Below are 18,605 nucleotides of genomic sequence, written 5' to 3'. Positions count from 1 at the left end.
CGGACACCCGGTGTGTCCGCTTGAGGAGCATCATGGCTCACGCACCGCAAATCAGAATACCCGCCACCTACATGCGTGGCGGCACCAGCAAAGGCGTGTTCTTCAGCCTGCAAGACCTGCCCGAAGCGGCCCGCGTCCCAGGCGCCGCACGGGATGCCTTGTTGCTGCGGGTGATCGGCAGCCCCGACCCGTACGAGAAGCAGATCGATGGCATGGGCGGCGCGACGTCCAGCACCAGCAAGACTGTGATCCTGTCCAAGAGCACCCGGGCCGACCACGATGTCGATTACTTGTTCGGCCAGGTGTCCATCGACAAGCCGTTCGTGGACTGGAGCGGCAACTGCGGCAACCTGTCGGCGGCGGTCGGTTCATTCGCGATCAGCAGTGGTTTGGTGGACGCCGGTCGCATCCCGCAAAACGGCGTGGCCGTGGTGCGGATCTGGCAGGCCAACATCGGCAAGACCATCATCGCCCATGTGCCGATCACTGACGGCGCGGTGCAGGAAACCGGTGACTTCGAACTCGACGGCGTGACCTTTCCGGCGGCCGAAGTGCAATTGGAATTCATGGACCCGGCGGCAGAAGAAGAGGGCGGTGGCGGTTCGATGTTTCCCACCGGTAACCTGGTGGATGACTTGGAGGTGCCAGATGTTGGCACCTTCAAGGCGACGCTGATCAACGCCGGGATCCCGACGATTTTCATCAATGCCCGGGACGTCGGCTACACCGGCACCGAATTGCAGGGCGCCATCAACGGCGATCCCAAGGCATTGGCCATGTTCGAAACCATCCGCGCCCACGGCGCCTTGCGCATGGGCTTGATCAAGCACCTGGACGAAGCCGCCCAGCGCCAGCACACACCGAAGGTGGCGTTCGTCGCACCACCGGCGGACTACGTTTCCTCCAGCGGAAAAGCCGTGGCGGCTGGCGACGTTGACCTGTTGGTGCGGGCGCTGTCCATGGGCAAGCTGCACCACGCCATGATGGGTACCGCAGCGGTGGCCATCGGCACGGCCGCGGCGATTTCCGGCACCGTGGTCAACCTCGCGGCCGGCGGCATCGAGCGCAACGCCGTGCGTTTCGGCCACCCGTCCGGCACCCTGCGCGTCGGCGCCGAGGCCAGTCAGGTCAACGGCGAATGGACCGTGAAAAAAGCCATCATGAGCCGCAGTGCGCGGGTGTTGATGGAAGGTTTTGTGCGGGTGCCAGGGCAAGCCCTGAGCTGAGTTGAAAAACCTGTGGGAGCGGGCTTGCTCGCGATGGCGGTGTGTCAGCCGACATCAATGTTGGATGTGCTGGCCTCATCGCGAGCAGGCTCGCTCCCACAGTGGATTTGTGGTGAACACAGAATCTTCGACCCTCCACGATCAAACCTGTGGGAGCGAGCCTGCTCGCGAAAGCGGTGTGTCAGCCGACATCAATGTTGGATGTGCCGGCCTCATCGCGAGCAGGCTCGCTCCCACAAGGGATGTGTGGTGAACACAGAAACTTCGACCCTCCACGATCAACCCGGTGGGAGCGAGCCTGCTCGCGAAAGCGGTGTGTCAGCCGACATCAATGTTGGATGTGCTGGCCTCATCGCGAGCAAGCTCGCTCCCACAAGGGATGTGTGGTGAGCACAGAATTTTCGACCGTCCACGATCAACCCGGTGGGGGCGGGCTTGCTCGCGAAAGCGGTGTGTCAGCCGACATCAATGCTGAATGTGCCAGCCTCGTCGCGAGCAGGCTCGCTCCCACAATGGATGTGTGGTGAACACAGAATCTTCGACCCTCCACGATCAACCCGGTGGGAGCGGGCTTGCTCGCGAAAGCGGTGTGTCAGCCGACATCAATGTTGGATGTGCTGGCCTCATCGCGAGCAGGCTCGCTCCCACAAGGGATGTGTGGTGAACACAGAAACTTCGACCCTCCACGATCAAACCTGTGGGAGCGAGCCTGCTCGCGAAAGCGGTGTGTCAGCCGACATCAATGTTGGATGTGCTGGCCTCATCGCGAGCAGGCTCGCTCCCACAGTGGATGTGTGGTGAACACAGAGTCTTCGAACATCCACGATCAAACCTGTGGGAGCGAGCTTGCTCGCGAAAGCGGTGTGTCAGCCGACATCAATGTTGAATGTGCTGGCCTCATCGCGAGCAGGCTCGCTCCCACAATGGATTTGTGGTGAACACAGAATCATCGACCCTCCACGATCAAAACTGTGGGAGCGAGCTTGCTCGCGATGGCGGTGTGTCAGCCGACATCAATGTTGGATGTGCCGGCCTCATCGCGAGCAGGCTCGCTCCCACAGTGGATGTGTGGTGAACACAGAATCTTCGAACATCCACGATCAAACCTGTGGGAGCGAGCTTGCTCGCGAAAGCGGTGTGTCAGCCGACATCAATGTTGGATGTGCCGGCCTCATCGCGAGCAGGCTCGCTCCCACAAGGGATTTGTGGTGAACACAGAATCATCGACCCTCCACGATCAAACCTGTGGGAGCGAGCTTGCTCGCGATGGCGGTGTGTCAGCCGACATCAATGTTGGATGTGCCACCCCCTTCGCGAGCAGGCTCGCTCCCACAGGGGACTGCTGTCAGCCTCCGGTCAGTGCGGTGACCACCAGCCCCATATTACTTTCCAGCTCTGCCACCGGATCGGCGCCATCGGTGCTCAACACCAGTAATTGGCTACCGCCCTCTGTAATGGCTGCCTTCAGCGCATCCGAAGGCTGGCGATGATGCAGCACCAGCGCCACGTCATTGTCTTTTAACGTCGCGCTCAACTGCTTGAGGGCTTCGGTTGTCCATTCGGCGTCGGGCCGGGTATCGGTGCTGATTGCGTCCAGGTTGAGCCCGCTGATCAGGTAGCCGAAATGCTCGCTCAGGCTGACTACACTCAGGTTATCGGCGCTGGCGAGGCGTTTTTCGCTGTCGGCGCTGAGTTTGAGCAAGCGCTGCTTGAGGGTCGCCAAGTTGGCGTCGATCTTTGGTTTGTCCGCCGGGGCCAGGCGCACCAGGTCGGCGGCGATCACGTCGGCCATGCGCCCCAGGTTATGGCTGGCCATCCAAGGCTGGCTCGCCAGGCCGTCAGCCATGCCCGGTTGCACGGCGATACCGGGCAGGGCACCGTCCACCGGGCGCGCGGCATCGACTTCGACGATGCGGATATTGCTGCGTCGCGCCATGGGGTACAGCGGATCGTCCGGCCAGAGCGAGCGCAGGCCGATCACCCCATCAGCATCGCTGGCCAGTTTGCTCAAGGCCGGCGCGCCACGGCCGCTGAAGTAGGCGCTCTGTCGGGTGCCGGGCAGATTGGCGGGCGCGGCCCGCTCCAGGCTGACCTCGGTGCCCTTGAGCAAGGCCTCGCCCAATCCGTAGGTGACCGGCAGCGATGTCAGCAGACGGACCTTTTCGCTGGCAAATGATGAGGTGACGGCCACGCCGCATAACGCGACGGCCAGGGTCAGTTGTCGCAATGAAAAAACCATTTATCCAAGATTCCCTTTGAGGCTGGGGACGACACCGCGGGCGATGGCGCTCAGGGCGAAGGCGATGCCGGCCACCAGGATGATCGCGGCGCCGGACGGGATCGGCAGGTCGAACACAATCGGCGCGAGAATCCCGCACAAGGTGCTGGCGGTGGCGATCAGCACTGAACACCAGAAAAAACCTTTCAATGATTGGCTGAGCAAGCGTGCCGCCGCAGCCGGGATCACCAGCAACGCGCCCACCAGAATCGCGCCGATGACTTTCACCGCCGCCACGGTGATCAGCGTCACCAGGATCACGAACAGGTAGTCCAGGGTCTTGACCGCCACCCCGCGCACCGCCGCCAGTTGCGGGTTGAAGCTGGCGAGCATGATGCGGTTGTACAGCGGCAAGGCCAGGGCCATCACCAACGAGCCGACCACCGCCAGCACCAGCAGGTCATTGCCATTGACCGTCAGCACCGAACCAAACAGGACGTTCTCCAGGATGTGCACATTGATCTTGCCCGCCAGGATCAACAGCAGGCTGGCGCCCAGGGCCAGGGACACCGACAGGAAGACGCCGATCAGTGTGTCGGGCGCCAGGCCGGTGCGGTTGCGCAGGTAATTGAGCAAGATGCCGAACAACAAGCAGTAGCCGAACAGGCTGCCGTAAGGCCCGGTGTAGGGTTCGCCGAGCAGGATGCCGATGGCCACGCCGGTCAGCGCCGCATGGCCGACTGCCTCGGAGAAAAACGCGAAACGCTTGACCACCACCAGCGTGCCGAGGCCGCCCAGCACCGGGCCGATCAACAACCCGGCCAGCAACGCATTGACCACGAACCCATAGGCCAGCGCTTCGGGCAGGTAACCGGCCGAAGCCCAGCCCTGGACCATCAGACGAAAGGCTTCATAGCTCATCAGGCAGCGCTCCCGTTCGTGCGTGGATGGGTGGAAAACAGCGTCAGCAGGCGCTCTGGAGTCAAGGTCTGGCGCGGCGGGCCGTCGAACAGCACCCGGCGGTTCAGGCCGGTGACACGGTCGGCCAGGCGCCCGACGGCTTCCAGGTCATGTTCGATCCACAGAACGGTGATTCCGGCCTGGCGCCAGTCCTGCAACAACTGTTCGAACACCTGGATGCCGGCCTCATCCAGGGCCGACATCGGTTCATCCAGCACCAGCAGTTGTGGCGAGGGAATCAACCCCTGGGCCAGCAACACCCGCTGGCGCTCACCGCCGGACAGCGCGCCCATGCGCCGCTTGCGCTTGTCCTGCATGCCAACCCGCTCCAAGGCCTGTTCTATGGCGCCGGCGTGGTGCTTGCTCAAGCCGAGAAAGGCCGGCCGCCGCTGACACATCGCCGCCATGAAGTCGTCTACCGTCATGGGCAGGCCCCGGTCGAACTCCAGCGCCTGGGGCACGTAGCCGATCACACCGGGCTCACCCGGCCATTGCAAGCTCAGGCGTCCCTGGTGCGGCATCTGCCCAAGCAACGTCTTGATCAGCGAACTCTTGCCGCCACCATTGGGGCCGACCAAGGCGTGGATGCTGCCGGGCTCCGCCTGAAACGCCACCCTGTCGAGAATGGTGGTGCGGCCCAGGTTCAGGCTGACGTCGGCGAACTCAATCAAGGGGCCAACGCGGTGCAGGGTGAGGGTTTCCTGGACGGTCATGCGCCAGACTCCTGGATGGCCCGGACCACGGTGTCGAGGTTGCCGGCCATTTCCTTTTCGTACTTCTCGGGGCTGTAGTCGCCGTAGGAAATGTGTGAGAGCGGGTACAGCTTCACGCCCGATTCACGCTGGATGGTGTCGACGTAGGTGGACGGGAAATCCATCTCCGAGAAGATCACCTTCACGTCCAGTTCGCGCAGTTGGTCGATGGTTTTCTTCAACTGGCTGGGGCTCGGTTCGATGCCATGGGCCGGCTCGACCACGGCGGTCACTTCCAGGCCGAATTCACGCAACAGGTAGTCGTAGGCGGCATGCACCGTGGCGACCCGCAACTCGGCATTGGGGGCCTGGGTCAGCTTCGCCAGGGCGGCGGCGCGCATCTGCCGCAGGCGCTTGCCGTAGGCGCGGGCGTTCTGGGTGTAGGCCTTGGCATTGTCCGGGTCGAGCTTGCCCAACTCCCGGGCGATGTTATTGACCTGGGCAATGGAGGCGCTGATGGACAGGAACGTGTGCGGGTTCACGACCTTGCCCGCGCCACGGGCCGCCGTGCCGGTGGCGGCCAGCAGGGGCACGTTTTCATTGGCCTCGATCACCTTCACGTTCGGGGTTTCGCTGGCGGCGATCATGCGGTCGGCGAAGTCGTCGTGGCCCACGCCGTTGAGCACGATCACGTCGAGACCGCTGATACGCTTGATGTCCTCGGCCCGTGGTTCATAGGCATGGGGATTGAAACCGGCCGGGATCAGCGGCACGACCTCGGCCTTGTCACCGACGATGTTGGCCACATAGCTGTAATAAGGGTGCAGGGTGATGCCGATGCGCAGGCGCTTGGCTGTTTCGGCGTACGCCTGCGAGGTAAACAGGCAGGCCAGCAGGCCGATCAACAGCAAGCACAGCAAGGGTCGGCGTTGGGAGGCAATAGGCATGGGCAAACGGTCTTCTCTCGAATGAAGGCGTGGGGTCAGTGCCGGTGCTGGCGGGTTACGCCAGCATCGAATTGCGCGACGATCTGTTGCCAGCCGGCGGCGGACAAAGCGGCGTCGTCCAGCGCGGTAGGTATCGCGAGACCCGCGCCGCGGTTGAGCCAGATGTCCGGGGCAGCGTCGGATGTTTCGCCGATGCGCATCAGAAACGAACCGGCCACGGATGGATTGGCACTGGCGCCGAAGTAGGCATGGCCTTCCAGCTGTTGCCAGGCGTGGCCGCCGCGGCTGACAGAACTGGCGTCCTGGGCGAACGGAGCGAAGCCTTCTTCGGCCAGGGTTTGCGGGCCGGGCAGGGCGCGTTGCTCTTCGCGCAGCAAGCGGATTTCATCCAGGGTCACCCGCAGGTCGGCGTAGATGCCCTGCTCGGCGGCGCTGAGGTCGCGGCGGGCGTCGAGTTGGTTCAAGGCCAGGTGCGTGGTGTCTTCGGCTTTGCCATGCCAGGCCACCACAGACCCGGCGACCAGTACGATGACCAGGCACAGCAGCAACACATACAGGGTTTCATGGCCCGCGCCAGCGGGGCGGATGACTTGAGTCGTGGTGTTGGTCATGGGGCCTCGATGTCGGCTTGGTCGATTTCCACAACGTGGCCGGGGCCGGCGTCGAAGAGCACGTAGAACTCTGCGTCCGGCTTCTTGAAGGTCAGCTTCGAATCGGCACCGAGCTTGCCCGGGACGAGGATGGTCTCGTCATAGCCGATCACGTCCAAGGTCACTCCGGGCGCGCCGCTGCCGTCGGAAAAACCGCCGGTGCATTGGATCTGCTCGGCGTCGATGGCCTTGCATTCGCACATCGGGTTGTGGGCCAGGGCGCTGGTGCTTGCACCTGCGCAGAACAGCAACGCCAGGCCGTTGGATAAGGCGCGGAGGGTCATGGTTTGGGTCCTTGGTTCTTCAGCCAGGCGACGGTGGCCGGGGAGGCCTGACTCAGGGGAATGGAAGCTTGGTGCATCGAACCGTCCCAACCCTCGAGGGTTATCCACAGTTCGGCATCGGGCTGGGTCTTTGGCGGGACCGGCAACAAGGCGCTCATGCGATAGGGCGAGCCGAAGAAAATCACCCCGGCGGCCCTTAGGCTGCGAGGTTTGCCGACCCGCAGGTAGGTGGCCTTGACCTCGCCGATACAGCGTTCGCACAGGGCCGCGTTGAAGTGCTTCATGGGCCCGGCAGGCCCTTGGACGCGTGGGGCTTCGTTGCGAAATTCCGCCAGGCGCAGGCTCCAGGGGCCGACCTGGACTTCACCGGCTTCCCGCTCGCCAAGCCCGGCGTCCCCGCGAAACAGTGCGGCTTCGGACAAATACTTGGGCATGAACCCCAGGGGGATCAGCAGCAACAGCACGTTGAGGTGGAAGCGCCATTTATGCCAGAACAGGCGCAGCCGTGACGGCGGTGAAGTGGTATTGGACCGATTCACAGGCTGCCCTCCGACGACTCACGGTGGACCGACGGCTGCAATGCCTGCGCGATGCGGGTTTCACGGGAGGGTTTCTGGCTGCGCTTGAGGGCATTGGCGGTGGCCAGGGCGGTGCGTTTGGTCCAGATCAGCAGCCCGCTGAGCACCATCATGCTCAGGACCAAACCGAAGAAAAACCAGATCAGCTTGATCCACAGGCCGCCGAAGTCGCCGGTATGCAACGGGCGCATGGATTCAGTGACGAACTCCAGTGTCGTGCGGTCCGACAGCAGCCGTGAAGCAGCGACATCACCGTTGTAGGGATTGATGGTGGCGGTCTGGAACATCAGTGGATACCAACCGCGACCGCCGATTTCCAGATGGCTGTAGGCATTGCCGGGCAGGCTGACGAAACTCGCCTCCAGGCCCGGGATGCGTTGCTGGGCGATTTCAATGGCCCGGTCCAAATTCAATTGCGGCGGAACGAGACCATCGGCCGACAGCGGAACGCTTTCCCGCGCCACCACCGGAATGACTGGCGCGCTGGAAATGGAAATCTGATTGTCGGATAGCAAGGCTTCGATCAGGAACCAGGTGCCGGTGATGGAAATCACCGCGATGAACCAGATCGACCAGATGCCGCTGAGCCGGTGGAAATCCCCCCAGAAAATCCGTGCGCCGTGGCGGATCCGCAACGTCGGACGGAAAAAGCCTTTCCAGAAACGCTTGTAGACCACCAGCCCGGTCACCAACGAGGCCAGCAACGGCAGCCCCAACAAGGACACCAGGTACCAGCCCCAGCTGTAGCCATTGGTGAACGGCACCAGCCACCAGCCATGCAGGGCACGGGTAAACCCCCTGAAGTTGAACGTCGGCGCCGAGCCTTGGATGACGCCGCTGTAGGGGTTGACGTAGACCTTGTCGGGGCGTCCGTCGGGGTAGGTCACGCTAACCTCCAGTGCAAAATGCGACTCGTCCGGGCGGACGATGCCTTGCACCTGGGTGTGCGGCTGGGCGTGCTTGATCGCGGCGATCACCTGGTCATAGCTGAGCAGTTGGGCATCGTCCGAGGGCTTGCTGGCGCGCATCTCGGGGTTGACCAGCCAGACAATCTCCTGGCTGACCACCGCGAGGGTGCCTGTGACGCAAACGATGAGCACGAAAAACCAGATGGGCAATGCCAGCCAGCTATGGACCAGGAACCAGAGTTTGGAGCGGGACTTCTTCGACATGATTGCACGTCTTGATTCGATGAAAGGTTCGGTATTACGGGCTTCGCAATACCGTGAACCGCAAAAAGCAGACCGTGGCTTTTGCCGACGCGGCCTACTGCATCTAATTAAGACGAACGAGCGATCGCAATCCTGAAGAGGAAGATGAAAGAAAATGTTTCGCGTGGTAGGAGCTGCCGGAGGCTGCGATCTTTTGATCTTTTGATCTTTTGATCTTTTGATCTTTTGATCTTTCGCTTGAGATTCAAGTGGCTGGGGAAAGATCGCAGCCTCGTTGCACTCGACAGCTCCTACACAGCTCCTACGGGGCGTAACCCCGCGGGAGCAATGGTAAGTCAGCCTTGTTGAAACATCTCCCTGGCCCGTTGCTCGATCTGTTCCTGGCTCAGATCTTCCTTGTGCGTCGCCAGGAACCACAGATGCCCATAGGGATCTTTCAAGGTGCCCGTACGATCGCCGTAAAACTGGTCCTTGACCTCGGAAATCACCGTGCCACCGGCTTCAATCGCCTGGGCAAAGGCGCTGTCTACGTCCTCGACATATAAATGCAGGCCGACCGATGGCGAACGGTCCGGGTTGCTCAGTGGGCCTTGGTCGCAAGGCGTGCCGAGCATGATCGGAAAACCGTTGATCCGTAGTTCGGCATGCCCGATGCCGCCGTCGGGCATGGACAGGCGCATGACCTCGGTGGCATTGAAGGCTTTTTTGTAGAAGTCGATGGCTTCGGCAGCCTTTTGAATGCCCAGGTAAGGCGTGATGTTATTGAAACCTTCGGGAATGGCTTTGACGCCCATGACGTTTCTCCTTGTTGTTATGGGAGGCGAAGAGAGTCTTCGTCGGTTTTGCGCCCATCCACTATAGGTCAGCCGCCGTGGATGGGTTTCTGTCCCGACGAACGCTTCACGGCTGTTCCAGCAGGTGAGCCCCTGGCCCATGTGTGCCCAGCACGTCGCCCTGATTGCGCAGCGGACAAGCGTCCATCGACAAGCATCCGCAGCCGATACAACCGTTGAGTCGATCGCGCAACGCCATCAATTGGTTGATGCGCTCGTCCAGGTCCCGGCTCCACTGCGCCGACAAGGTCTGCCAGTCGGCGGCCGTTGGCGCACGGTTGTCCGGCAGGTTTTTCAACGCCTCGCCGATTTCCGCCAAGGGAATGCCCAGGCGCTGGGCAACCTTGATCAGCGCCACGCGGCGCAAGACCGCCCGTGGGTAACGACGTTGGTTGCCCGGGTTGCGCGTGCTTTTGATCAGCCCCTTGGATTCGTAGAAGTGCAGGGCCGTGACCGCCACGCCGCTGCGGGCGGCCACTTGGCCGACGGTGAGTTCCTTGTGGACATCGATCTGCGTCATCGCTTCAATTCACTGCTTGACCTAAAGTTAACTTGAGGTTTTACCCTGCACGCGTTCGGGTCGCAAGATCCGCCTTACGTGCAGAGGGGACCTTTCATGCAATCACCAAGGAACAATCGCAGCTTCACTCAGTTGATGGAATTCGATATCGAGCCGCAATGGCAGCAGGCGCTGGTAACCGCCTTGTCGGAACAAACCGAGCGCCTGGCTCGGGACCACCAGGGGTTCCTCAGTGCCAGTATCCAGGCCAGTGACGATGGTCGGCGCGTGCTCAACTATTTGCAGTGGCAAACCCGCGAGGCAGGCGAGGCGGCGCTTAAAAGCTTCGAAAATGGCGAGCAGGATTTCTGGCAGCTGATCCAGGCTCATCGAGCCAAAGCGGTGACGTTTGGTTCGTTCCAAGTGCTGCGCAATATCGAGCGCAGCCTGGACAACGCGCTGCATTGCCAGTTGGTCGACTGAATGCTGCGGCTGATCCGCAAAGGCAATAGCCACTATCGAGAGGGTTGATTTCTGCCGCGCAGGGCTGGCGGGTAGCCTTTGTTCATCGCCCAACTCCAGAACACCGGACACCCGCCATGAACCGTATCTTTGCTGTTTTGCTGCTGTTGACCGCCACCCTCCTGGGCGGTTGCGCCAGTTCCTCCCCGGAACTGCGCCCCTACACCGCCGACGAGACCCGCGAACTGGCCCTCGAAGCCTTGAATCGTCGAGGCCTGTCGTTCGATGAGTACCACGCGAAAAAAGCCGAGCTGCTCGGTTCGTCGCAAAAAAACGTGGGTTTCGACGATCAGGGCCAGATGAGCGCCGAGCGGATCGAGCAACAGCCAGGCCGGTCAAGCTGAGTGACTGTACCGCTTAAAGTTTTGCCCAACTGTCCGTGGGTTTGCGCCAAGGCGTGGGGTAGGGTCATGACTTGACTGGCCGCCCTGATGGACTGACTTGAAATGACCCTTTCGCTTGACCTGCTGCTGGGCTTCGCCCTGTTTGCCCTGGTGACCTCGATCACGCCTGGCCCTAACAACACCATGTTGTTGGCCTCGGGTGTCAATTTCGGTTTCAACCGCACCATTCCCCACATGCTGGGTATTACCTGCGGCTTCTTTTCCCTGGTGCTGGCGGTGGGCCTTGGCCTGGGCGCGGTGTTCCAGACTTATCCACTGCTCTATACCGCGCTGCGCTACATCGGCGCGGCGTACCTGTTGTACCTGGCGTGGAAAATCGCCCACTCCGGTCCGGTTTCGGAAAGCCAGCCGGGGGACAATACGCCGATCAGCTACTGGGGCGCAGCGGCGTTCCAATGGGTCAATCCCAAGGCCTGGATCATGGCCATCGGTGCAATCAGTACGTACACGCCACTCCAGGGTTATTTCTTCAACGTGTTGGTGATTGCGGCGGTGTTTGCCCTGATCAACCTGCCAAGCGTGAGCCTGTGGGTGGTATGCGGCAGCCTGTTGCGCAACCTGTTGCGTGATCGTCGCTGGTTGCGCCTGTTCAACTGGGGCATGGCGCTGCTGTTGGTCGCTTCGCTGTATCCGTTGTTGCTCGAAAGCATCAGTTGAGGGCTGAGCTTCGCCGCGATGCCTGCTAAGCTCGCTGTTCAGGAGCGTTCCTACGCACTTTTAAACGAAGTCCGACTTCTTTAAGGTCTTTGATCAGGTATTGCTAGTCTCGAACCCAACGAGGGCGCCTGATCCTGGAGCAGGCTCTGCGAGTTTCCTATGAATAAACGTCCTTTGTATTTCGACTACGCCGCCACCACGCCGGTGGATGAGCGGGTCATTCGGGTCATGGTCGAGTGTCTGGGCTTTGACGGTAACTTTGGCAACCCGGCTTCCAGTTCCCATGCCTTCGGCCAGGAGGCTCGGCGCTCGGTAGAGCGTGCCCGCCAGCAGGTGGCGCAATTGGTCAGGGCGCAGCCCGAACAGATCGTCTGGACGTCCGGCGCCACCGAATCCAACAACCTGGCCCTCAAAGGGGTGGCCCAGGCGCGCAGTGATTCCGCCGGCCATGTCATCACCAGCCTGATCGAGCACAAGGCGATTCTCGACACGGCGCGCCAGCTCGAAGAGAGCGGCGTTGCGGTGACCTGGCTGGCGCCGGACGCCGAGGGCCTGATCAGTCCGCAAGCGGTTCGCGAGGCGCTGCGCGAAGCGCTGCGCGAAGATACGTTCCTGGTGTCGCTGATGCTGGTGAACAACGAGCTGGGTACCGTCAACGACATCATCGCCATTGGCGAGATCGTTCGTGAGCACGGTGCGTTGTTTCATGTGGACGCGGCCCAGGGCGCCGGTAAAGTGCAGATCGACCTGTCTCGCTGGCCGGTAGACCTGATGTCTTTTTCCGCGCATAAGATCTACGGCCCCAAGGGCATCGGTGCGCTCTACGTCGGCGACCGTGCCCGGCCACGGCTGTCGGCGCAGATTCACGGCGGCGGGCATGAAGGCGGTTTGCGCTCCGGGACCCTGGCGACCCACCAGATCGCAGCCATGGGCGCCGCATTCGAACTGGCGGCTAAGGCATTCGACGAAGAACTCGCTAAAATCGCCCGGTTGCGCAATCGTTTGCTCGAACCGCTGCTGGCCTTGCCCGGTGTGTTTCTAAACGGCAGTGCGAGCCGCCGGATTCCCCACACGCTGAGCCTGACGTTCAGCGAAGGTGAGTTCAACCCGGCGACGTTGGGCGCATCGATTGCATTTTCCGCGACCTCGGCCTGCAATTCGGCGCAGAACACCCCGTCCCACGTGCTGCTGGCCCTGGGGCACGATGCGCGTGCGGCGGGGCGGACCATTCGCCTGAGCCTGGGCCGCTTTACCACTGAACAGGATATCGACGAGGCGGTGCGGTTGATCCAGGCGGCGTGCGCGACTGCGCCGGCGTTCTGGGTCACGACCCCATAAGCCGTCTTCGGCATCGAACAACAATATCAATGAGCAGGAGAAACAATGAGCACCGAGCCTATGCCCCATGGACTGGTTCCCCAGCGCCTGGCCCAAATCCGCCAACTGATGAGCCGAGAGGGCATTCATGCGCTGCTGGTGCCATCGGCCGACCCGCATCTGTCTGAATACTTGCCGGGCTATTGGCAGGGACGGCAATGGCTGTCGGGGTTCCACGGCTCGGTGGGTACCTTGATCGTGACCGGCAGTTTCGCTGGCGTCTGGGCCGATAGCCGTTATTGGGAGCAGGCCACCAAGGAGCTGGAGGGCAGTGGTATCGAGCTGGTCAAGCTCATTCCTGGCCAGCCCGGCCCCTTGGACTGGCTGGCCGAACAAACACCTGAGGGTGGGGTGGTCGCCGTCGACGGTGCGGTCATGGCCGTGGCATCGGCCCGCACCCTGGGCGGCAAGCTTGCGGAACGCGGCGCGCAGTTGCGTACCGACATCGACCTGCTCAAAGAAATCTGGACTGATCGCCCAAGCTTGCCGGATCAGCCGGTCTACGCCCATACACCACCCCAGGCGACCGTCAGCCGGGTCGAGAAACTCGCCAAGCTGCGCGAATCCCTCAAGGAGCGCGGTGCCGACTGGCATTTCATCGCCACGCTGGATGACATCGCCTGGTTGTTCAACCTGCGCGGCGCGGATGTGTCGTTCAACCCCGTGTTCGTCTCCTTCGCCTTGATCGGCCAGCAACAGGCAACGCTGTTCGTGGCCTTGGATAAGGTTGACGCAGCGCTGCGTGCCGTTCTTGAACAGGACGGCGTGACCCTGCGCGATTACAGCGAAGCCGCCACTGCGTTGCGTGAAGTGCCGGACGGCGCGAGCCTGCAGATCGATCCGGCGCGGGTGACGGTCGGCTTGCTGGATAACCTGGGCAGCGGCGTGAAGCTGGTGGAAGGTCTCAATCCAACGACGCTGGCCAAGTCCCGCAAAAGCCTGGCCGACGCCGAGCACATCCGTCGGGCCATGGAGCAGGACGGCGCGGCGCTCTGTGAGTTCTTCGCCTGGCTGGAAGGGGCCTGGGGTCGCGAGCGCATTACCGAGTTGACCATCGACGAGCACCTGACCGCCGCCCGCACACGTCGGCCGGACTTCGTCTCCCTGAGTTTCAACACCATCGCCGCCTTTAACGCCAACGGCGCGATGCCTCATTACCACGCCACGGAAGAAGCCCATGCGGTCATCGAAGGTGATGGCCTGTTGCTGATCGATTCCGGCGGCCAGTACCTGGGGGGCACCACCGACATCACTCGCATGGTGCCGGTCGGCACACCCACCGCTGAGCAGAAACGTGATTGCACGCGCGTGCTCAAGGGCGTGATTGCCCTGTCCCGGGCCAAATTCCCGCGGGGTATTCTTTCGCCGTTGCTGGATGCCATCGCCCGCGCACCAATCTGGGCGGAGCAGGTGGATTATGGCCACGGCACTGGTCATGGCGTCGGCTATTTCCTCAATGTCCACGAAGGCCCGCAGGTGATTGCCTACCAAGCCGCTGCCGCGCCGCAAACGGCGATGCAGGCTGGCATGATCACCTCCATCGAACCGGGCACTTATCGTCCCGGTCGCTGGGGTGTGCGCATCGAGAACCTGGTGTTGAACCGTGAAGCCGGAAGCAGCGAGTTCGGCGAGTTCCTTGAGTTCGAAACCCTGACCCTGTGTCCGATCGACACCCGCTGCCTGGAGCCTTCACTGCTGACCCAGGACGAAAAAGACTGGTTCAACGCCTACCACGCCGAGGTTCAGCGTCGCTTGAGCCCGTTGCTGGACGGTGACGCACTGCAATGGCTCAACACGCGAACGATAGCAATTTGAAGTAGAGGATCAGGCGAGGGCTTCACGGACGAAGTCCAACCGATCCTGGCCGAAGAACAACTCGTTGCCGACAAACATGCTCGGGGCGCCGAACACGCCCCGTGCGACGGCTTCTTCAGTGGTGGTCTTGAGTGCTTGCTTGACCTGCTCGTCGTTCGTCAAGGCCAGCACATAGTCGGCATCGAAACCGCCCTCGTTCAGGACAGCTGCGACAGTCGTAGGGTCATTGAGGTTGCGGCCATCCACCCAAAAGGCGCGGAACAGGCAATCGATGAAGGCCTCGAAGCGTTCAGGTTGGCGCAACTGCATGCCAGTCACCGCGCGCATCAGCTGCAGCGTGTTGATGGGGAAGTGTGGATTGAACTTGAAGGCGACGCCGTAGCGTTTGGCGAAGCGATTCAGGTCCTTGAACAGGTAAGGGGTCTTGGCCGGCACTGTCGCCGGTGACGCATTGCCAGTTGCCTTGAAGACGCCGCCCAACAACATCGGGTGATAGATCAACTGGCTGTTGGTCTGCGCGCACAGCGTCGGCAACTGGGTGTAGGCCAGGTACGTGGTCGGGCTGCCGAAATCGAAGTAAAACTCCACCGATTTACTCATGGGATCTGCTCTCTTGTTGTTGTGAGGGGAGGGTTTACCAGCGTTCGCTCCAGGGCCGCAGGTCCAGCTCGAAGGTCCAGGCGTCGCGGGGTTGGCTGTGCAGGTACCAGTAATTGTCGGCGATGTGTTCAGGGTTCAGGATGCCGTCCTGATCCTTGGTGGCATATTTTTCCGGGAAATTATCGCGGATGAAGTCGGTGTCGATGGCACCGTCCACCACCACATGGGCTACATGAATATTCATTGGTCCCAGTTCGCGGGCCATGCTCTGGGCCAGTGCGCGGATGCCATGTTTGGCGCCTGCGAATGCGGCGAACCCCGAAGCACCGCGCAATCCCGCCGTTGCCCCGGTAAACAGGATCGTCCCGCGCTGGCGCTTGACCATGCGCTTGGCGACTTCCCGTGCATTGAGAAAGCCTGAGAAGCAGGCCATTTCCCAGATCTTGAAATACTTGCGCGCGGTTTCTTCGAGGATGCTGCAGGGGACGTTGGCGCCGATGTTGAACACAAAGGCTTCAATCGGGCCGATCTGGTTCTCGATTTGCTCGATGAGTGCGATCACGTCGTCTTCTTTGCGCGCGTCACAGGCGAACCCGTGGGCTTCGCCGCCTTCGGCGCGGATTCCAGCCACCAGAGGCTCGAGTTTGTCGGCGCTGCGACGGGTAACGCAGGCAACAAAACCTTGCTGCGCAAAGCGTCTGGCAATCGCTCCGCCGGTGGCATCGCCCGCGCCAACAACCAGTACGACCTTCTTGTTATTCATGGTCAGCCTCATTGGTAAACGATCGTTAATTAAACGGACGTTATGCTAAGATCCGGCAAGCGTCAAGGCGAGCAATCAGGGGCAGGACCATGCGATATTCAGCCAATCACAAAATGGAAACCCGCGAGAAACTCCTCGCCAGCAGTGCCGTCTCTGCCAAGAAGTCGGGGTTCTCCACGGTCGGTGTCGATGGCTTGATGAAAGCGATCGGGTTGAGCGGCGGTGCTTTTTATAGTCACTTCTCATCGAAGGATGAGCTTTTCAAGGCCATTGTCGAGCGGGAGTTGGCCCAAAGCCTGGATCGTCTGAGTGGCGACGGTGCCATGGACTCAATGAAGCTGGAGCACTGCCTCAAGCAGTACCTGAGCATGAGCCACGTTGAGCAGCCCGAAGCCGGGTGTGCGTTGCCGGTGCTGGGTGCCGAGATCGCGCGATCGGATGTCCAGGTGAGGGAGGCGGCGCAAACGTGGATCTGTCGTTTGCACGAAAGCTGGGCGCGGATATTGGGAAGCGACAGTCTGGCCTGGGCCATCCTGTCTCAATGCGTGGGAGCATTGGTCGTTGCGCGGATGCTGGTCACGCCGCAGGTCCAGCGTGATGTCCTCAAGTCCAGCCATGAGGAGATTAGGCGCCGAATGGCCAAGCAAGGGCTCGACTGACGTGGCCTATTTGCAGATGACGATCATGCTGCGGCTGGTATAGCCAGCGGGATTGAGCCCGAAGGGATAATCCCCGGGTTCCTCGACGGCGTCGCCGGACTTGGCAATGACCTTGTAACCCTTGGGAGCGCATGAGTTGGCGGCGGTGGCGGCGCACTGGTCCCAGGATGAGGACAAGCCGGAGCAGTTGATGTGCAGGCCTTTTTTACCGCGCTTGACTTCAGTTTTCGATGTTGCCGCACAGCCCGCGACTGCAAGTACGGCGATCAGTATCAAAATTCGTTTCATTCCCGTCCTTATAATCGTCGTGGATCTTGTGTCCGCGTACGATTGTGTTCGCTCTTGCGTGAAGCGTTCATGACGTCCTGTATGAAAAAATCCATGTCTGACATTGGGTTACTGGTCCAAACATGGCCTAAATGCGTGGCAAATACCAGAGCTTCGTTAAATCCTGCTTCAATCTGCCGCGACGGCGGGTTTCGCGGTGTTGGCCATGGTCAGCGTTGCGCCGACCGATGCGAGGATGATGCAGGTAATGGCTAACCACTGGGCCAAGGACAAGTACTCCTGCAGAAAGACCAGCCCCGACAGGGCCGCGACTGCCGGTTCGACACTCATCAGAGTGCCAAAAGTGCGGGCTGGCATTCGCGTCAGGGAGATCATTTCCAGGGTGTAGGGCAGGGCCGTAGACAGGATGGCAACGCCGATGGCAATTGGAATCAGGCTCGGCGTGAGCAATGCGGCGCCCGCGTGCACTATGCCAATCGGTGCGACGAACAGGGCGGCGATCATCACGCCCAATGCGGCGGTTTGTACACCATTGTCCGCGCCAGCCTTCTGGCCAAACAGGATGTATAACGCCCAGCAGAAACCTGCGCCCAGCGCATAGCCGGCTCCAAGCAGGTCGATACCGGCATTGGTCGCTCCGGTCGGTATAAGCAGAAGCAGGCCAGCGATTGCCAGGGCGATCCAGAGAAAGTCGATTGCCCGGCGTGAGGCATAGATGGCGACTGCCAGAGGCCCGGTAAATTCCAGCGCCACGGCAATTCCTAGTGGAACGGTACGAACCGACATATAGAAGAGAAAGTTCATGCCGCCCAATGCCATCCCATAGACGATCACGGTGCGCAGGGATTGGGCGGTGAGCTTGGCGCGCCAGGGGCGTAGCAATAACACCATGATGAGGCTGGCAAAAATGAGTCGCAGCGTCGTAGTGCCTTGTGCGCCCACTACCGGGAACATGCTTTTGGCGAGGGAGGCTCCCGATTGGATGGAGGCCATGGCTATTAATAGCAGGGCAACCGGGTACAGGGTGGAGGCCAGGCTGCGATGTGGAGGGGGCGTCATTGCGAAGTGTCGTCCAGAATAAAGGCGGGGGCTGTGTTGAGCAGTATATTGCGCATATGCAGCGATTCCGTCTATATACCGGAAAGATTTAAGTGTCTTGTCGGGCTATGGATAGAAAAACCAAATTAGGGGTTGACGGCAGATTCTGGAAGTCTATAATTCGCCCCACTTCCGGCGCAGTCGAAACGGAAAACTCCTTGAGATTCAACGAGTTAAGTAAGTTTCGAAGGTGTTGGGCTTCAGGTCACCGAAGCCCGGAAGGAGCAGGTAGAGCAGTGTTGTTTGGCTCTATCGGCGGTTCGATCTTCTCGGTCGAAAGCGGTGAAAAAGAGGTGTTGACAGCAGCGAGTAACGCTGTAGAATTCGCCTCCCGCTAACGAGAGATCGGAAGCGCAAGTGGTT

Annotated in this window: 21 protein-coding genes; 7 read left to right on the top strand and 14 right to left on the bottom strand. The window is 61.1% G+C overall.

Translation table 11 applies throughout. The features are described 5' to 3' along the window. Nucleotides 1–32: 32 nt before the first annotated feature. Complete coding sequence (gene prpF, locus LQ215_RS23600; RefSeq protein WP_230152814.1) at nucleotides 33–1,226, top strand: 2-methylaconitate cis-trans isomerase PrpF; 1,194 nt, start codon at nucleotides 33–35, stop codon at nucleotides 1,224–1,226. Nucleotides 1,227–2,571: 1,345 nt separating this feature from the next. Here the strand turns inward: prpF and LQ215_RS23595 are convergent. The 10 genes from LQ215_RS23595 to soxR form a co-directional block, all read right to left on the bottom strand. Further along, nucleotides 2,572–3,465: a metal ABC transporter solute-binding protein, Zn/Mn family gene (locus LQ215_RS23595; protein WP_230152813.1), complete on the bottom strand. Its 894-nt coding sequence runs from the start codon at nucleotides 3,463–3,465 to the stop codon at nucleotides 2,572–2,574. Beyond that, nucleotides 3,466–4,365, bottom strand: coding sequence for a metal ABC transporter permease (locus LQ215_RS23590; RefSeq protein ID WP_018600264.1), 900 nt, complete (start codon nucleotides 4,363–4,365; stop codon nucleotides 3,466–3,468). Continuing rightward, nucleotides 4,365–5,117, bottom strand: coding sequence for a metal ABC transporter ATP-binding protein (locus LQ215_RS23585; protein WP_230152812.1), 753 nt, complete (start codon nucleotides 5,115–5,117; stop codon nucleotides 4,365–4,367). Before LQ215_RS23585 ends, LQ215_RS23590 begins: the two co-directional genes overlap by 1 nt. Beyond that, nucleotides 5,114–6,043 (bottom strand): metal ABC transporter substrate-binding protein, encoded by a 930-nt coding sequence (locus LQ215_RS23580; RefSeq protein ID WP_230152811.1) that lies wholly within the window; start codon nucleotides 6,041–6,043, stop codon nucleotides 5,114–5,116. Before LQ215_RS23580 ends, LQ215_RS23585 begins: the two co-directional genes overlap by 4 nt. Nucleotides 6,044–6,078: 35 nt before the next feature. Further along, nucleotides 6,079–6,654 carry a DUF6162 family protein gene (locus LQ215_RS23575; RefSeq protein WP_230152810.1) on the bottom strand — a complete coding sequence of 192 codons (576 nt, stop codon included), beginning with the start codon at nucleotides 6,652–6,654 and terminating at the stop codon, nucleotides 6,079–6,081. Further along, nucleotides 6,651–6,977, bottom strand: coding sequence for a hypothetical protein (locus tag LQ215_RS23570; protein WP_003204043.1), 327 nt, complete (start codon nucleotides 6,975–6,977; stop codon nucleotides 6,651–6,653). Before LQ215_RS23570 ends, LQ215_RS23575 begins: the two co-directional genes overlap by 4 nt. After that, nucleotides 6,974–7,516 carry a thiamine pyrophosphate-binding protein gene (locus tag LQ215_RS23565; RefSeq protein ID WP_230152809.1) on the bottom strand — a complete coding sequence of 181 codons (543 nt, stop codon included), beginning with the start codon at nucleotides 7,514–7,516 and terminating at the stop codon, nucleotides 6,974–6,976. The genes LQ215_RS23570 and LQ215_RS23565 overlap by 4 nt, the downstream gene beginning before the upstream one ends. Next, entirely contained in the window at nucleotides 7,513–8,727 is a 1,215-nt protein-coding gene (locus tag LQ215_RS23560; RefSeq protein ID WP_230152808.1) for a PepSY-associated TM helix domain-containing protein, read from the bottom strand. Before LQ215_RS23560 ends, LQ215_RS23565 begins: the two co-directional genes overlap by 4 nt. Nucleotides 8,728–9,062: 335 nt before the next feature. Next, nucleotides 9,063–9,521 carry a VOC family protein gene (locus LQ215_RS23555; RefSeq protein WP_230152807.1) on the bottom strand — a complete coding sequence of 153 codons (459 nt, stop codon included), beginning with the start codon at nucleotides 9,519–9,521 and terminating at the stop codon, nucleotides 9,063–9,065. Between the two features lie 106 nt (nucleotides 9,522–9,627). Continuing rightward, nucleotides 9,628–10,080 (bottom strand): redox-sensitive transcriptional activator SoxR, encoded by a 453-nt coding sequence (gene soxR / locus LQ215_RS23550; RefSeq protein WP_230152806.1) that lies wholly within the window; start codon nucleotides 10,078–10,080, stop codon nucleotides 9,628–9,630. Nucleotides 10,081–10,176: 96 nt separating this feature from the next. On the opposite strand from soxR, the gene LQ215_RS23545 reads away from it, so the two are divergent. The 5 genes from LQ215_RS23545 (at nucleotide 10,177) to LQ215_RS23525 (ending at nucleotide 14,834) form a co-directional block, all read left to right on the top strand. After that, on the top strand, nucleotides 10,177–10,542 hold the full coding sequence (locus tag LQ215_RS23545; protein WP_230152805.1) for an antibiotic biosynthesis monooxygenase: 366 nt from the start codon (nucleotides 10,177–10,179) through the stop codon (nucleotides 10,540–10,542). A 116-nt stretch (nucleotides 10,543–10,658) separates the two neighbouring features. Further along, nucleotides 10,659–10,925 carry a hypothetical protein gene (locus LQ215_RS23540; RefSeq protein ID WP_230152804.1) on the top strand — a complete coding sequence of 89 codons (267 nt, stop codon included), beginning with the start codon at nucleotides 10,659–10,661 and terminating at the stop codon, nucleotides 10,923–10,925. A 102-nt stretch (nucleotides 10,926–11,027) separates the two neighbouring features. Next, nucleotides 11,028–11,642, top strand: a complete 615-nt coding sequence (locus LQ215_RS23535) for a LysE family translocator (protein WP_014337373.1) — start codon at nucleotides 11,028–11,030, stop codon at nucleotides 11,640–11,642. Nucleotides 11,643–11,801: 159 nt separating this feature from the next. Further along, nucleotides 11,802–12,980: a cysteine desulfurase family protein gene (locus tag LQ215_RS23530; protein WP_230152803.1), complete on the top strand. Its 1,179-nt coding sequence runs from the start codon at nucleotides 11,802–11,804 to the stop codon at nucleotides 12,978–12,980. 45 nt (nucleotides 12,981–13,025) lie between these two features. Continuing rightward, a complete protein-coding gene (locus LQ215_RS23525; protein ID WP_230152802.1) occupies nucleotides 13,026–14,834 on the top strand; it encodes an aminopeptidase P family protein in 1,809 nt (602 codons plus the stop codon). Between the two features lie 9 nt (nucleotides 14,835–14,843). Here the strand turns inward: LQ215_RS23525 and LQ215_RS23520 are convergent, their stop codons facing one another. Both LQ215_RS23520 and LQ215_RS23515 read right to left on the bottom strand, forming a co-directional pair. Beyond that, nucleotides 14,844–15,434 (bottom strand): 2-hydroxychromene-2-carboxylate isomerase, encoded by a 591-nt coding sequence (locus tag LQ215_RS23520; protein WP_230152801.1) that lies wholly within the window; start codon nucleotides 15,432–15,434, stop codon nucleotides 14,844–14,846. 34 nt (nucleotides 15,435–15,468) lie between these two features. Then, nucleotides 15,469–16,197: an SDR family oxidoreductase gene (locus tag LQ215_RS23515; protein ID WP_230152800.1), complete on the bottom strand. Its 729-nt coding sequence runs from the start codon at nucleotides 16,195–16,197 to the stop codon at nucleotides 15,469–15,471. 89 nt (nucleotides 16,198–16,286) lie between these two features. On the opposite strand from LQ215_RS23515, the gene LQ215_RS23510 reads away from it, so the two are divergent. After that, nucleotides 16,287–16,856 carry a TetR/AcrR family transcriptional regulator gene (locus tag LQ215_RS23510; protein WP_230152799.1) on the top strand — a complete coding sequence of 190 codons (570 nt, stop codon included), beginning with the start codon at nucleotides 16,287–16,289 and terminating at the stop codon, nucleotides 16,854–16,856. A gap of 6 nt (nucleotides 16,857–16,862) precedes the next feature. Here the strand turns inward: LQ215_RS23510 and LQ215_RS23505 are convergent, their stop codons facing one another. Further along, nucleotides 16,863–17,144, bottom strand: a complete 282-nt coding sequence (locus LQ215_RS23505) for a hypothetical protein (RefSeq protein ID WP_230152798.1) — start codon at nucleotides 17,142–17,144, stop codon at nucleotides 16,863–16,865. Between the two features lie 168 nt (nucleotides 17,145–17,312). Continuing rightward, nucleotides 17,313–18,203 (bottom strand): threonine/homoserine exporter RhtA, encoded by an 891-nt coding sequence (rhtA, locus tag LQ215_RS23500; protein ID WP_230152797.1) that lies wholly within the window; start codon nucleotides 18,201–18,203, stop codon nucleotides 17,313–17,315. Nucleotides 18,204–18,605: the final 402 nt, after the last annotated feature.

The sequence above is a fragment of the Pseudomonas brassicacearum genome (genome assembly GCF_918698105.1).
GTDB classification, from domain to species: Bacteria; Pseudomonadota; Gammaproteobacteria; order Pseudomonadales; family Pseudomonadaceae; genus Aquipseudomonas; species Aquipseudomonas brassicacearum_F.
Note: the sequence above shows the minus strand (reverse complement) of the source record. Positions and strands in the feature narration are given on the sequence as shown.